The 13,867-nt window shown below is 69.4% G+C and carries 11 protein-coding genes; 2 read left to right on the forward strand and 9 right to left on the reverse strand.

The annotated features are described in order from the left end of the window. Window positions 1-2: 2 nt before the first annotated feature. The 4 genes from ASD56_RS10820 to ASD56_RS10835 all read right to left on the reverse strand — a co-directional run bounded on the left by ASD56_RS10820 (window position 3) and on the right by ASD56_RS10835 (window position 5,550). Window positions 3-1,697, reverse strand: coding sequence for a glycosyltransferase (locus ASD56_RS10820; protein WP_055965460.1), 1,695 nt, complete (start codon window positions 1,695-1,697; stop codon window positions 3-5). After that, window positions 1,694-2,854 carry a hypothetical protein gene (locus ASD56_RS10825; RefSeq protein WP_055965463.1) on the reverse strand — a complete coding sequence of 387 codons (1,161 nt, stop codon included), beginning with the start codon at window positions 2,852-2,854 and terminating at the stop codon, window positions 1,694-1,696. The genes ASD56_RS10820 and ASD56_RS10825 overlap by 4 nt, the downstream gene beginning before the upstream one ends. 105 nt (window positions 2,855-2,959) lie before the next feature. Continuing rightward, window positions 2,960-4,516: a signal recognition particle protein gene (gene ffh / locus ASD56_RS10830; protein WP_055965466.1), complete on the reverse strand. Its 1,557-nt coding sequence runs from the start codon at window positions 4,514-4,516 to the stop codon at window positions 2,960-2,962. A 47-nt stretch (window positions 4,517-4,563) separates the two neighbouring features. Then, the gene (locus ASD56_RS10835; protein ID WP_055965470.1) at window positions 4,564-5,550 is read right to left on the reverse strand and encodes a TetR family transcriptional regulator; all 987 of its coding nucleotides are present in this window, start codon (window positions 5,548-5,550) and stop codon (window positions 4,564-4,566) included. A 100-nt stretch (window positions 5,551-5,650) separates the two neighbouring features. Between ASD56_RS10835 and lipB the strand changes: the two genes are divergently transcribed. Together lipB and lipA are read left to right on the forward strand one after the other, a co-directional pair. After that, window positions 5,651-6,289: a lipoyl(octanoyl) transferase LipB gene (gene lipB, locus ASD56_RS10840; protein WP_055965473.1), complete on the forward strand. Its 639-nt coding sequence runs from the start codon at window positions 5,651-5,653 to the stop codon at window positions 6,287-6,289. Further along, window positions 6,286-7,311 (forward strand): lipoyl synthase, encoded by a 1,026-nt coding sequence (gene lipA / locus ASD56_RS10845; protein ID WP_055965475.1) that lies wholly within the window; start codon window positions 6,286-6,288, stop codon window positions 7,309-7,311. Before lipB ends, lipA begins: the two co-directional genes overlap by 4 nt. Before the next feature lie 7 nt (window positions 7,312-7,318). Here the strand turns inward: lipA and ASD56_RS10850 are convergent, their stop codons facing one another. The 5 genes from ASD56_RS10850 to smc form a co-directional block, all read right to left on the reverse strand. Then, window positions 7,319-7,750: an MSMEG_6728 family protein gene (locus ASD56_RS10850; RefSeq protein ID WP_055965477.1), complete on the reverse strand. Its 432-nt coding sequence runs from the start codon at window positions 7,748-7,750 to the stop codon at window positions 7,319-7,321. Between the two features lie 5 nt (window positions 7,751-7,755). After that, the gene (locus ASD56_RS10855; protein WP_055965480.1) at window positions 7,756-8,256 is read right to left on the reverse strand and encodes a DUF2004 domain-containing protein; all 501 of its coding nucleotides are present in this window, start codon (window positions 8,254-8,256) and stop codon (window positions 7,756-7,758) included. A 110-nt stretch (window positions 8,257-8,366) separates the two neighbouring features. After that, a complete protein-coding gene (ftsY, locus tag ASD56_RS10860) occupies window positions 8,367-9,239 on the reverse strand; it encodes a signal recognition particle-docking protein FtsY (RefSeq protein ID WP_055965483.1) in 873 nt (290 codons plus the stop codon). Between the two features lie 41 nt (window positions 9,240-9,280). Beyond that, window positions 9,281-9,982, reverse strand: a complete 702-nt coding sequence (locus tag ASD56_RS10865; RefSeq protein WP_055965485.1) for a hypothetical protein — start codon at window positions 9,980-9,982, stop codon at window positions 9,281-9,283. A 49-nt stretch (window positions 9,983-10,031) separates the two neighbouring features. Further along, window positions 10,032-13,562 carry a chromosome segregation protein SMC gene (smc, locus tag ASD56_RS10870; RefSeq protein WP_055965488.1) on the reverse strand — a complete coding sequence of 1,177 codons (3,531 nt, stop codon included), beginning with the start codon at window positions 13,560-13,562 and terminating at the stop codon, window positions 10,032-10,034. Between the last annotated feature and the right edge of the window lie 305 nt (window positions 13,563-13,867).

The raw sequence follows: 13,867 nt of genomic DNA on the forward strand, positions 1-13,867 counted from the left end.
GCTCAGGCGACGGGTGTGTCCGATCGGCCGAGCGGCGCCGGGTCGGTGGCTCCTTCGACGGTGAAGTGCGACATGCCGTGCTCGGTCTTCTGCCAGTAATGCGGCTTGGTGATCAGCTGCCACAGCGCCTTGTAGGAGGCGATCGAGTGCAGCAGCCAGTACACCGGGTTCAGAATCGCCCATCCCACCAGCCAGAATGCTCCGCGCTTGTAAGGACCCATCATGTTGAGGTAGACCATCAGCGCGTTGCCGACGAGGAAGTTCAGCAGACAGAGCCACAGGACCACCGGCGGGAAGGCGACGGAGACATCTGCCCACGGGATGAAGAACGAAACGAGGGTGAGCGCGGTGAACGGGATCACGCCGAGGAACGTCAGCGGCGTGCCTGCGATGAGCAGAGTGAATGCCGCGAATCTCCGCAGTCCGATCTTTCGGATGAGCGACATCGGCTCACGAGCATGGACGAGCGCCGTCTGCATGTAGCCCTTGATCCATCGGCTGCGCTGGCCGATGAAGATCCCCATGCGTGACGTCGCCTCCTCCATCGTCGTGGAGTCCACGACACCCACGCGATACCCGAGGGCGCTCGCCCGGATGCCGAGGTCGGCGTCCTCGGTGACGTTGTACGGGTCCCATCCGCCGAGCTCGCGCAGCGCTGCCGTACGGAAGTGGTTCGACGTACCGCCCAGCGGGATCGGAAGGTCGCGCACATCCAGGCCGGTGAGCATGTAGTCGAACCAGTAGCTGTACTCGAGCGAGAACATCCGGGTGATGATGTTCTCCCGCGCGTTGAAGTAGTTGAGGGCCGCCTGCATCACGACGACGGACGCGTGGGCCCGTGAGAATGCGATCACCGTCTTCTTGAGCTGGTCGGGCTCCGGAGCGTCCTCGGCGTCATAGATGACGAGGAACTCGCCCCGGGCGACGTCCAGTCCGACGTTGCAGGCCCGCGGCTTGGTCTGAGGCGAACCCTTGGGCACCGTCACGACGATGAAGTGCTCCGGCGGATCCGAGACCGCGATGGCGTCGCGGGTCTCCGTGTCCTCCTCCTCGACGAGGATGATGACCTCGAGCTTCTCGGTCGGGTAATCGAGCCGGCCGAGGTTCTCCACGAGACGGCCGACGATCCGTGCTTCGCGGAACACCGGCACCAGAACGGTGTACATCGGCAGCTCGTGGTCCCGCAGGGCCTCGATCTCCTCCGGCCGAACGCGCGCGACCAGGTCGTATCGAGATCCGCGCAGCGCGACGAAGAACTTGAACAGCGTGCTCGCGAGAAAGACCACGCTCGCTGTGCCGATCAATCCGATCACGGTCGCGAGGGGCCAGAGCACCGCGGACACCAGCACGAGCACGACCAGGCAGATCGCTCCGATCTTCTGCGGGCGCGACAGGACGTGCCTCGCCGAGAGGACGGGGTTGGCCCGATACAGCCCGTCAGCGGCCTGGTCGGCGTACTCCGCGCTCAGCCGCTGGGTCAGGGTTGCGATGATCGTGGCCTGCGAGACGATGCGCTCGCGGACGGGTGCTCCGACGATGGCTTCGATGCGGGCACGAGCGCGGTGAGAGAGTGGAGCGGCGGTGACGATCTCGACGCCTTCCGCCGTGCGCGCGACGGGAATCCAACCCTCTTTCGCATACGTCGTCCGCAGGACGGGGTCGAGGATTCCGGGCGCGACGTCGATGGGCTCGATCATGCGACGCTCCCTACCAGGGTGCTCAGCCATGTGCCGACGGCATCATTGTCGAACGCCTGCGCCCAGCCGATGAGCCACAGCAGCACCGATGTCGTGCAGACGATCAGGACCATGGGCCCGGCAGTCGGACGCGGAACGACCGCGACGGCGAGCAGGAGCATCAGGACATAGTTGATGCCGGCCACACCCGGCGGCGTGAGCCCCACGATGTAGGCGACCAGGATCATGCCGGTCATCACGGGTGCGACAAGCCCGACGCCGGGATACCGCAGCGCGATCGCCGTCAGGATGACGACGATCGTCGGGGCGAGGTAGAGGAGACCGGACGGACTGAGAAGGATGCCGACAACGGCGTCGGCGCGCACAGGATCCCACTGGAGGTCTCCGCGGATCATCGCGAGCGGCCCGACCCGGAAGGCGACGCCGAGCAGCATCAGCGACGCCATGAGGGCCAGAGTCGGGAAGACGACGACGATGACGTTGGCCAGGCGCGATTCCGCCCGCGAGCGGACGATGAACGACGCTGCGACTGCGGCGGCGATGGCGACGAACAGTCCTGTCGAGTCCGACACCGCGGAGCAGGCGAAGAGCAGCCCGGCGCGGAATCCCGCCTGCGTATTGGCATACGTCACGAAACGAACGAGGTCGATCATGCCGAGCCCGAAAAAGGCGAGTCCCAGCACCGACTCGAAGCTCGTCGTGACGATGTACGCGAACATGGGCGTGAGAGCGAGCGTCAGGATGAAGACGACGCGGACCGGCAGCGGGAACTGCTTGCGCTGCATCGACTGGGTCACCAGCTGCAGGAGGATCCCGGCGACCAGCGCACCCGCGATCCCCAGTCCGAGCGGCCCACCGGGAATGAGCACCGCAAGCAGGCTGGTGATGACCGGATACAGCTCCGCTAGGGCGACGACATCCGTCGAGCCCCACGGCAGATCGGCGACCCGCGCAGCAAGCGCTCCGTTGGCGGTACCGGACCAGTCACCGCCGGATGTGACCTCGAACCATACGGCGAGAGCGACGAACGGCGAAGCGGCGAGCAGGCGCACCGCCCATCGCAGCCAGGGATTGCGGGGATAGCGGTCGATGCGCCCGGATTCGCTCTCGAGGAAGAGCGGGGCATCCCTTGCGAAGACCCCTTCAGCCGTTGTCACCCATCTCCACCGATCCCCCCAGATCTGATCCGGACTCGAGTCTTCCGCTGTCCGGGTGAGTTCACGCTACCAACCCGGATCGCGGAGCGAGGGTGGCGCGCGGCGTCAGCCCTTGCCGAGGAGCTTCTGCAGCTCGGCGAGGTCGGCCTCCGTCGGCGCGCCCTTGGCACCGCCCAGCCCGAAGCCGGATCCGGTCGGGGCGGCAGGAGCTGCGGCGATGCCGGCGTTCTCGGCGGCGCGCTTGGCGGGGTTGCCCGACCGCGAGCCCTTCGCCTTCTGCTGCTTGCCGCGCTTGGCCGAGGCGCCGGGGCGAGCGCCGCCCGGGATCGGGCCCATGCCGGGGATGTTGGGCATCCCGCCGCGCGCGACGGTCTTCATCATCTTGGCCGCCTGCTCGAAGCGCTGCACGAGCTGGTTGACGTCGGTCACCGTCATGCCGGAGCCGCGGGCGATGCGCAGACGGCGCGAGCCGTTGAGCAGCTTGGGATTGCGGCGCTCGACCGGCGTCATCGAGCGGATGATGGCCTCGGTGCGATCGATCTCGCGCTCGTCGAAGTTCTCGAGCTGATCCTTCATGGACCCCATGCCCGGGAGCATCCCGAGCATCTTCTTCATGGAGCCCATCTTCTTCATCTGCTGCATCTGCTCGAGGAAGTCCTCGAGCGTGAAGGTCTCCGTCGCGAGCTTCTCGGCCATCTTCATGGCCTCTTCCTCGTCGAAGGCCTGCTGGGCCTGCTCGATGAGGGTCAAGATGTCGCCGAGGTCGAGGATGCGCGACGCCATGCGATCCGGGTGGAAGGCCTCGAGGTCGTCGAGGCCCTCGCCGGTGGAGGCGAAGATGATCGGGCGTCCGGTGACCGAGGCGACCGAGAGGGCCGCGCCGCCGCGGGCGTCGCCGTCGAGCTTCGACAGCACGACGCCGGTGAAGTCGACGCCCTCCTGGAAGGCCTTCGCCGTGTTGACGGCATCCTGACCGATCATCGCGTCGATGACGAAGAGGACCTCGTCGGGATCGGTGGCCCTGCGGATGTCGGCGGCCTGCTTCATGAGCTCGGCGTCCACGCCGAGGCGGCCGGCGGTGTCGATGATGACGACGTCGTGCTGCTGGCGACGCGCGTGCTCGACGCCGGCTCGCGCCACCTGCACCGGGTCGCCGACGCCGTTGCCGGGCTCGGGCGCGAAGATCGTCGCGGCCGCCTGCCCCGCCACGACCTGCAGCTGGTTCACGGCGTTGGGGCGCTGGAGGTCGGCGGCGACCAGCAGCGGTGTGTGGCCGTCCTTCTCGAGCATCTTCGCGAGCTTGCCGGCGAACGTCGTCTTTCCCGAGCCCTGGAGTCCGGCGAGCATGATGACGGTCGGCGCGGTCTTGGCGAACTGCAGGCGTCGCTGCTGACCGCCGAGGATCGTGATGAGCTCCTCGTTGACGATCTGAACGACCTGCTGCGCCGGGTTCAGGGCCTTGTTGACCTCGTCGCCGAGGGCGCGTTCGCGCACCTTGCCGGTGAACTCCTTCACGACGGGCAGTGCCACGTCGGCGTCGAGCAGGGCGCGCCGGATCTCGCGCACCGTGCCGTCGACGTCCGCGGGCGTGAGCTTGCCCTTGGTGCGGAGGTTGCGGAAGGTCTCGGTGAGCCGGTCGGAGAGGGTGCCGAAAGTCGCCATGATCCCCCGATTCTACGCGAGCGGATGCCGCGTCCCGGCCGTGCCCGCTAGTGCGGGTCCAGCTCCTGGAAGAGCGTGAGCTGCAGGTCGGCCGGACCCCGCAGCCGGGCGTTGACGGAGCGCCAGGGTGTGGTGCGGGCGGATGCCTCGACGGCCGCGCCCGCGTCGGCCAGCCGCTCCACCGCCCGGGAGGTGTCGTCGACTTCGAGCGCGATCCGGATCCGGTCGCTCGTACCGCCGTCCGTCTCGACGCGGTCGATGAAGCGGATCTGTTCCGGGTTGGAGAGCTCCAGGGTCGCGCGGCCCGCGTCGAGGATGACCACGCGCGCACCGCCGTCGGCCTCGTACGCCTCGGCCTGCGGCATCCCGACGACATCGCGGTAGAACGAGACGGCCTGATCGAAGTCGGGCGCCTGAACCACGACGCGCAGCTGCCGGACGGCGGCCGAGGGGCCGAGTGCCTCGACGGTCGCCGCCGCGTCGGCGGCCTTGACGAGGAAGCGCTCGAGCGAGGTGACGCCGGCGCCGTCGTGCGCCCACGCGTCGAGGGCGGCCAGCACGGCTCCGCCCCACGCCGCGCCAGCGACCTCCGCATGAAGCCGGTCGGCACCGGCGCGCCCGAACCGGTCGGCGACCTCGCGGGCCACGCGTGCCCGGCGCACCGAGGCCTCGCGCTCGAGCTCGGTCTCCAGCCCCATCGCGGCGGCGTTCACGATGGCGAGGGCGAGGCTGTCGGGGGCGAACCGCGCGCCGACCTCGAGCACCGCGTTCCGGACGTCGGACGCGGCATCCCCCTCTGCCGTCGTGAGACGCTCCGCGAGGACCGTCAGCCGCTCGTCGAGGCCGGCCCAGAGGATGTCGGACTTCGAGGCGAAGTAGTTGAAGAAGCTCGAGCGGCTGACGCCCGCCCGGTTCGTGATGTCGGCGATCGAGGTCGCTTCGAAGCCCTGCTCGAGGAAGAGCTCGCAGGCCGCTTCGGCCAGCGTCTCCTGCGATGAGGCCTTGGGCCTCCCGACACGTCCGGTGCTGCTCATGCTCAAACGCTAGCGTTCGCCGCGCATGCGCCGTCGGTATCGTAAAGTTGGACGCGATCCATCAATCACCTTCACCGTCGCCACAAGCGAAGGAGCCACGATGCTCGACATCCGGACCGTCGGCCTCTCCCCTGAGTACGTCCCGTACCTCGACGGGTGGGCCCTGCAGCGCAGCATTCACGCCGAGGTCGTGGCAGGCACGCGGGCGGACACCCTGCTGCTGCTCGAGCACGAGGCGGTGTATACAGCCGGGGCCCGCACCGCCCGGCACGAGCGGCCGACCGACGGCACTCCGGTGGTGGACGTCGACCGAGGGGGCAAGATCACGTGGCACGGGCCCGGTCAGCTCGTCGGCTACCCGATCGTGCGACTGCCCGAGCCCGTGGACGTCGTCGCCCACGTTCGGCGACTCGAGCAGGTGCTGATCGACGTGCTGTTCGAGTACGACGTCGAGGGATACCGCGTCGAGGGCCGGAGCGGCGTCTGGGTGCGGCGACCGCTCGGCGAGGACAAGGTCGCCGCGATCGGCGTCCGCGTGCAGCGTGGCGTCACGATGCACGGCTTCGCGCTCAACTGCGACAACTCACTCGCCGGGTTCCGCGGCATCATCCCCTGCGGCATCACCGACGCCGGTGTGACGACGCTGAGCGAGGTGGTGGGCTCGGACATCTCCCCCAGCGACGTGCTGGACACGGTGACCCGGGCGTTCGAAGCCGAGTACGCGGGGGTCTCGGCATGAGCGCCTGCGGCACGCCGGCCGCTCCGGCCGCCGGCGGCCCCGAGGGCCGCAAGCTCCTGCGCCTCGAGGTGCGCAACGCCCAGACGCCCATCGAGCGCAAGCCCGAGTGGATCAAGACCAAGGCGAAGATGGGCCCCGAGTACCAGGCGCTGCATTCGCTGGTGAAGACCGAGCAGCTGCACACCGTGTGCCAGGAGGCCGGGTGCCCCAACATCTACGAGTGCTGGGAGGACCGCGAGGCGACCTTCCTCATCGGCGGCTCGCAGTGCACGCGGCGCTGCGACTTCTGCCAGATCGACACCGGCAAGCCCGCCGACTACGACAGGGATGAGCCCCGCCGCGTCGCCGAGAGCGTCGTGCGAATGCAACTGCGCTACGCCACCGTCACCGGCGTCGCCCGCGACGACCTGCCGGATGGCGGCGCCTGGCTGCACGCCGAGACCGTCCGGCAGATCCACGCGCTGAACCCGAACACCGGCGTCGAGATCCTCGCCACCGACTTCAACGGCGACCCCGCTCTGCTGGGCGAAGTGTTCGACAGCCGTCCCGAGGTCTTCGCCCACAACGTCGAGACCGTTCCGCGCATCTTCAAGCGCATCCGTCCCGCATTCCGCTACGAGCGCTCGCTCGACGTGCTGACCCAGGCGCGCAACGCCGGGCTCATCACGAAGTCGAACCTCATCCTCGGCATGGGCGAGGAGCCCGAGGAGGTCGTGCAGGCGCTGCAGGATCTGCATGACGCCGGCACCGACATCATCACGATCACGCAGTACCTTCGGCCGACGCCGCGGCATCTCCCGGTGGACCGCTGGGTCAAGCCGCAGGAGTTCGTCGAGTTCAAGCAGGAGGCCGAGCGCATCGGCTTCCTGGGCGTGCTCGCCGGCCCGCTGGTGCGCTCGTCGTACCGCGCGGGGCGCCTGTGGGCTCAGTCGGCCGTGTCGAAGGGCCGTGAGATCCCGCCGCACATGTCGCACTTCGCGGAGAGCCTCGCCGCCGAGACGTCGTTCGCCCAGGCGGTCTGAGCACGGATCAGGGCATCGGCCAGATGTAGGGCAGGTCATCGGGCACGTCGCCGAAGATCGGGCGATAGTGCTCGGGGTCCTTCCGGACGAGGTTGGACCGGTGCGAGAGGTGGAACGCCGGATCGCCGAGCCACCGCGGCAGCTCGACCTCCTCCTGCGCGACCCCATCTACCTCGGGGGCGAAGGCCAGCAGCTGCGGTCGCACCGAGTCGGCCCGCCCGAGCGCGGTCCAGGCATCCGTCATCGCCAGTCCGTACAGCACGAGGGCGGGCAGCCGGCCGGCCCACATCTTCGCCGCCGGATGATGACGCCAGCCGTAGCCGGGCACCGTATTGGCGCGCAGCAGCTGAAGGGTCTCGACACGCTGCTTGCCCAGCCGGAGCGGGTCGAGCACTGCCGCCGATCGCGCGAACGACGGATAAGGCAGGAACGTCTGCACGCGCTCTATTCGGCGCTGGTCACCGACAGGACGCCCGCCTGGGAGTCGAGGTTGACCAGCAGGACGTCATCGGTGGCGTCGGGATCAAGCGCGTACTCGAGCACCGCGAACGGATCGGATCCGCCGTGCTCGTCGGCGAGGATCGTCATGCTCATCAGCTGCAGCGAGCGGATGACGTCGATGTGCGTATCGCCCGAGATGTCGACCAGCATCTCCTCGAGCGAGTCGCCGAGCGACGCCTGCTGCTGGAGGATGTACTCGGTCACCTCGCTGGTGCGATCGCTGAGCTCGTCCACCATGGCGTTGCGGGCGCTGCGGTCGATGTCCTCGATGTTCGCGATGAGCGATGCCGCGACGTCGAGTGCGGCTTCGGAGACATCCTCCTGATCGGGCGCGGTGAGATCCACCGTCACCGACTGATCCCCCAGTTCGACGTTCTCGGACCAGAAGATCGAACCGTCGGGGCCCGACTCCAGGAGTCCGAAATAGTCGTGTTCGATCGCCATGTCCCCAATGAAACCAGCCCCGGCGCCGCCACGGAACCCCTGACCGCGCGTCGCGTCAATCGTTACGCGCGCGACATCTGCCGGTGCGCCGATCGACTCGTTTCAGCGCGTCAATCGACCAGGGATGCCGCGAACACGTGAGGCGTGAAACCGGTCAGGTCGCCGATCCCCTCGCCCTGGCCGAGCAGCTTCACCGGAATGCCGGTGCGCTCCTGCACCGCCAGCACGAACCCGCCCTTGGCCGAGCCGTCGAGCTTGGTGAGGACGAGCCCGGTGACGCCGGCGTGCTCGAGGAAGGCCTGCGCCTGCATGACGCCGTTCTGCCCTGTCGTCGCGTCGAGCACCAGCAGGACCTCGCTGATCGGCGCCTGCTTCTCGATGACGCGCCGGATCTTGGTGAGCTCGTCCATGAGCCCGCCCTTGGTGTGCAGGCGGCCCGCGGTGTCGACCAGGACGATCTCGGTGCCGGTGCGCTTCGCGTACTCGATGGTCTGGAACGCGACCGAGGCGGGGTCCTGACCCTCCTGCTGGGGACGCACGATCGTGGCTCCCCCACGCTCCGCCCAGGTCGCGAGCTGGTCGACGGCAGCCGCGCGGAACGTGTCGGCCGCGCCCACCACGACCGACCGGCCGTAGCGCTGCAGGAACTTGGCGAACTTGCCGATCGTCGTGGTCTTGCCCACGCCGTTGACGCCGACCACCAGCACGACCGCCGGACGCTCGGTCAGACGCAGCGTCGAGTCGAACTTCGAGAAGTGCTCCTCGAGCGTCTCCTTGAGCATGCGCTGGAGATCGCGGGGATCGGTGGTGCGGTAGCGCTCCACCTTCTCGCGCAGCTCGTCCACGATCCGCTCGGTGATGTCGGGCCCGAAGTCCGCGGTCAACAGCGCCGACTCCAGGTCGTCCCACGTCGTCTCATCGATCGTGGGCTTGACGAACATGCCGCGCAGCGCGCGACCGAGCGACCAGGAGCTCTCTGCCATGCCGTCCAGCCTATGGCCGGGCACCCGGGCCCGCGTGACGCCTAGCCCGTGAGCGGACCCACGACCACGCCCAGATGCGAGTCGGTGAGCTTCGCGAACTCCTCGTCCGCCTCGAAACCGGCGGGACACCGGATCCCGACGTAGAGCGCCGCCTCGTGGAGCCCGAACATCCGACCGGCATGCAGCCATGTCCCTCCGTCGGCGGCGCTGCCCCAGATCGCCCGGAACTCCACGGATTCGACGCCGACCATGCCCTTCAGCTCATGATCGAATGCGTGCTCGTCGACGTCCGCCCGCGTGGAGCCCGTCACGGTGCCGGCCAGGACCGAGGCCAGGAAGTCGTCCGTGAGGGTTCGGTCGTCCTGGCTCATGTCGAGGTCGGCCATCCCGCCCTGGTAGAAGCTGATCTCGCACTGGTTCGCCCCATCGAGGTAGGACCAGTTCCCATTGCCGTCGTCCGGTGACAGCACCGAGAAGCTCTCGTCCGCGAGGAATGCGTCGCCCCACTGCACCGACCACTTCGCCGGGTCGAGCTCCGCTCCGGCCTCGAACGTCAGCTCACTCGGCGGCAGATCCGGATCCGGCTGCTCCGGCGAATCCGAGTCGCCCGACGAGTCGGCCGCGTCGTCCGTCGCGACCGGCGTGATCTCGCCCAGCGACGGGACGAGGGCACAGCCGGGCAGCAGGGCGAGAGAGGCGACAAGAGCTGCCGCGCTCAGTCGGCGGCGCAGTGCGGTGTCCATGGCCGTCACCCTAGCCGCGGCGACTCGAGCCCCCGGGCGGCCTGTGGAATCAGCTCGCCGCGCGCTCGCCCAGACGCTGACCGACGACCGCCGAGACGCCGTCCTGGCGCATCGAGACGCCGTAAAGGGCGTCGGCGATCTCCATCGTGCGCTTCTGGTGCGTGATCACGATGAGCTGGCTCGACTCCCGCAGCTGCTCGAACACACCGAGCAGCCGGCCGAGGTTGGCGTCGTCGAGAGCGGCCTCGACCTCGTCGAGGATGTAGAACGGACTCGGCCGGGCCTTGAAGATGGCGGTCAGCAGCGCCACCGCGGCCAGCGATCGCTCGCCGCCCGACAGCAGCGACAGCCGCTCGATCTTCTTCCCCACGGGGCGCACCGACACCTCGATGCCCGTCGTCAGGGGCTCGTCGGGGTTGGTGAGGGTGATGCTCCCCGATCCGCCCGGGAAGAGGATCGGGAACACCTCGCCGAACGCGGTCTTGGTGTCTTCGAACGCGGCGAGGAAGATCACCTGCATGCGCTCGTCGAGCTCCTCGATGATCGTCATCAGGTCCTTGCGGGTCTGGGTGAGATCGCCGAGCTGCTCCGTCAGGAAGGTGTGGCGCTGTTCGAGGGCCGCGAACTCCTCGAGCGCGAGCGGGTTCACGCGACCGAGCTGAGCGAGCTTGCGCTCGGCCTCCTGCAGGCGCTTGCGCTGCTGCGCGCGGTCGTAGGGAACGGATGCCGCTTCCTCGGCGGCGGCGTCGTCGGCCTCGCCCGGAACAGGCTGATCGGGACCATATTCCGAAATGAGAATGCCTTCGTCGAGGCTGAGTTCGGAGTGGACTCGTTCGAGGATCCCCGTGACGTGGAGTCGCTTCTCGTGGATCTGCAGCTCGAGGCTGTGGACGCTCTCGGTGAGACCGGCCAGACGCTCCCGCGCCGTCGCCTCCTGGCGCCGCAGCTCGGCCAGTTCGCCCGTCAGCGCAGCGCGCTCGGATTCGGCGGCGGCGAGCTCCAGCCGAGCCTGCATCAGCGAGCGCTCGACCGAGTCGAGCACCGCCGGCAGCTGCGCGGCGACGGCCGCCGCGGTCTCGCGCTGAGCCCTGCGGACCACCGCACGCCGGGCGGATTCCGCCGCCGCCTCGCGCTCCCGCTCGCGCTGACGCTCGAGCCCGGCGACGCGAGCCTCTCCGGCGCGGATGCGCTCCTTCAGCGTCTCGACGTCCAGTCGCGCGCGCATCTCGGCGTCGCGCGCGCCCTCGAGCGCTGCGAGCATTCCGTCTCGCGCCGACGCGTCGAGCATCGGCCGCGGCGCCTCGAGCGCGGCGGTGAGCTGGTCGTCGGCCGACCGGGCGGCGTCCTCGGCGTCGGCCACCGCGGCCTCGACCTGGGCGAGCCCGGCCGCGAGCCGGTCGCACTCGGCGACGGCGGCCTCGTGACGCACCGAAGCGCGGTTGACCTGCTCGGTGTGAGCGGCCAGCGCGGCGTCGTGCTCGCGCAGCGTCGCCAGAGCGGTCTTGGTGTGCTGGCGGGCGGTGTCGAGCGTTTGTGCAGCATCGGCCAGAGCCTCGCGCAGCGAGCTCGCCACCACGGCGATCTCGTCGCGGCGCTCGGCCGCGGCATCCCGTTCCGCCGCCAGCTCGAGACGCGACCTGCCCTGTCCGGACCCGGCGCGGACGGTGTACTCGGTGACGACCTCCCCGGCGCGCGTGACGATCGTGACCGGACCGCCGACCGCGGCCGATGCCAGGACCGGCGCGGCTGCGAGAGCGGCGTCCAGGTCGTCCGCGACGACCACGAAGGACAGGATGCCGAGCACCCCGGGAGGCGCCGTCACGACGTCGCGCGCCGGGACGATCCCGCTGATGGAGGGGAAATCCGGCCGGGCGCCGGTGGCATCGGCGATCGCGACGTCGACCGTGCCGAGGTCGCCGTCGCGGGCGAGCTGAGCGGTCGCGACGGCGTTGGCACGCGTGTCGACGAGGACGCCCTCCACGAGCGGACCGAGAGCTCCGGCGATGGCCGCCTCGTACCCCGCGGTGATCTTCACGGCGTCGCCGAGCAGACCGCGCACGCCCGCGCCGCCACGCGCGACGATCTCCGCCGCGGCGTTCTTGCCGTCCAGCGCACGGCTCAGCGCCGAGGTCTGCGCGGTGAGCGCCTCGACCTCCCGCTCGGCGGCGTGAAGGCGCTCGCGCAACGAGCCCACAGCGGCCTCCGCGTCGGTCGCCTCGCGCTGCGCGCGCTCATAGGCGCTCGCGTACTCGGCCGCAGAGCCTTCGGGCACGAGATCCGGGTCGACTCCGGCCAAGGCTTGTTCGGCCTCCGCCCGCCGGGCCAATGCGGCATCCAGCGCCCGCTGCTGACGCTCGACGCCGGCGCGCACCGCGGCCAGAGCGGATGCCGCCGCCTCGGCGGTCCCCCGGAGCGCCGTCAGGCGCATGTCGTGCTTGGACACCAGCGCGCTCTGGGCCGCGATGTCGGTGTCGAGGGCGTCGAGCTCGGCCCGCGCGCGCATGACGTCATGCGATGCCTCGGCAGCGGCATCCTGAGCATCACCCAGGCCGTCGCCGATCTCGTCGATCTCGGTGCGGGCCTCGTCGATCATCGCCTGCGAGACCGTCGTCAGCTCGATGCGGTCGTCGTCCTCGGCTTCGCCGAGCAGCGCGAGCCGCTGGCCCGCCAGCGCGTACAGGCTGCGCAGCCGCTCCTGCACGCGCTCGAGATCGTGGGTCGTGCGCCGGGCGGCGTCGACCGCCTCGGAGCGCTGCTGCGCCTCGAGCAGCTCGATCCGGGCACGCGAGTTGTCGAGCTGATCCTGCAGGACCATCCGCTCGGCGTGACGCTCCTGCTCGCTGTGCGTGTGGGCGGCGAGCTCGGCACGCAGGCCGACGATCTCGTCGGCGAACAGGCGCGCCTTCGCGTCCCGCACCCGCGCGGCGATCGTGGCGGCCTCGCGCGCGATCTCGGCCTGACGACCCAGCGGCTTGAGCTGTCGGCGCAGCTCCCCGGCGAGGTCGCTCAGGCGCATGAGGTTCGCCTCCATCGCCTCGAGCTTGCGGAGGGTCTTCTCCTTGCGACGCCGGTGCTTGAGGATGCCGGCGGCCTCCTCGATGAACCCGCGACGGTCTTCGGGCGATGCCTGCAGCACGCTGTCGAGCCGGCCCTGGCCGACGATCACGTGCATCTCGCGACCGAGTCCCGAGTCGCTGAGGAGCTCCTGGACGTCGAGCAGACGGCAGACCTCGCCGTTGATCGCGTACTCGCTCGCGCCGTTGCGGAACAGCGTCCGGCTGATCGTCACCTCGGAGTACTCGATCGGAAGGGCGCCGTCGCTGTTGTCGATGGTCAGCTGTACCTCGGCGCGGCCCAGAGGGCCGCGCGTGGCCGTGCCGGCGAAGATGACGTCCTCCATCTTGCCGCCGCGGAGGGTCTTCGCGCCCTGCTCGCCCATGACCCAGGCGAGCGCGTCGACCACGTTCGACTTGCCGGATCCGTTGGGGCCGACGATGCAGGTGACACCGGGTTCGAGCGCGAAAGTCGTCGGCTGGGCGAACGACTTGAACCCTTTGAGCGTCACGCTCTTCAGGTGCATGGATACGTCCTCCGGCCCGTCGACTACCGCCCTACGCTACCGGAGGTCTGCGGCGTGACAGGGAAGGCGGGCCGAGGGCGGATCGGATGCCGCGACACGCCCGTCGTCACCTGAATCTGCGAGAAAGCTTGACGCCGCCTGCGAGAGAGCGGTAATGTCACTCCTCGCGTCTGAAGTAGAGAAAGGAGGTCCCCGACATGATGCTGATGAACACAACTGGAGTCACCGCCCCAACCGGCGATGCGACTCGTGTTTTCGCGCCGGGGACCCGCTCCTTCGGCACGTTCCAGAACGCCCGCGTTCAC

This window comes from Microbacterium sp. Root166, from assembly GCF_001427145.1.
Lineage (GTDB): Bacteria > Actinomycetota > Actinomycetes > Actinomycetales > Microbacteriaceae > Microbacterium.

Excerpts from the sequence above, each read along its gene's own strand:
- ASD56_RS10820 (WP_055965460.1), bottom strand. The coding sequence starts at position 1,697 with ATGATCGAGCCCATCGACGTCGCGCCCGGAATCCTCGACCCCGTCCTG.
- smc (WP_055965488.1), bottom strand. The coding sequence starts at position 13,562 with ATGCACCTGAAGAGCGTGACGCTCAAAGGGTTCAAGTCGTTCGCCCAG.
- lipB (WP_055965473.1), top strand. The coding sequence starts at position 5,651 with ATGCTCGACATCCGGACCGTCGGCCTCTCCCCTGAGTACGTCCCGTAC.
- ffh (WP_055965466.1), bottom strand. The coding sequence starts at position 4,516 with ATGGCGACTTTCGGCACCCTCTCCGACCGGCTCACCGAGACCTTCCGC.
- ftsY (WP_055965483.1), bottom strand. The coding sequence starts at position 9,239 with ATGGCAGAGAGCTCCTGGTCGCTCGGTCGCGCGCTGCGCGGCATGTTC.
- ASD56_RS10855 (WP_055965480.1), bottom strand. The coding sequence starts at position 8,256 with ATGGCGATCGAACACGACTATTTCGGACTCCTGGAGTCGGGCCCCGAC.
- ASD56_RS10835 (WP_055965470.1), bottom strand. The coding sequence starts at position 5,550 with ATGAGCAGCACCGGACGTGTCGGGAGGCCCAAGGCCTCATCGCAGGAG.
- lipA (WP_055965475.1), top strand. The coding sequence starts at position 6,286 with ATGAGCGCCTGCGGCACGCCGGCCGCTCCGGCCGCCGGCGGCCCCGAG.
- ASD56_RS10865 (WP_055965485.1), bottom strand. The coding sequence starts at position 9,982 with ATGGACACCGCACTGCGCCGCCGACTGAGCGCGGCAGCTCTTGTCGCC.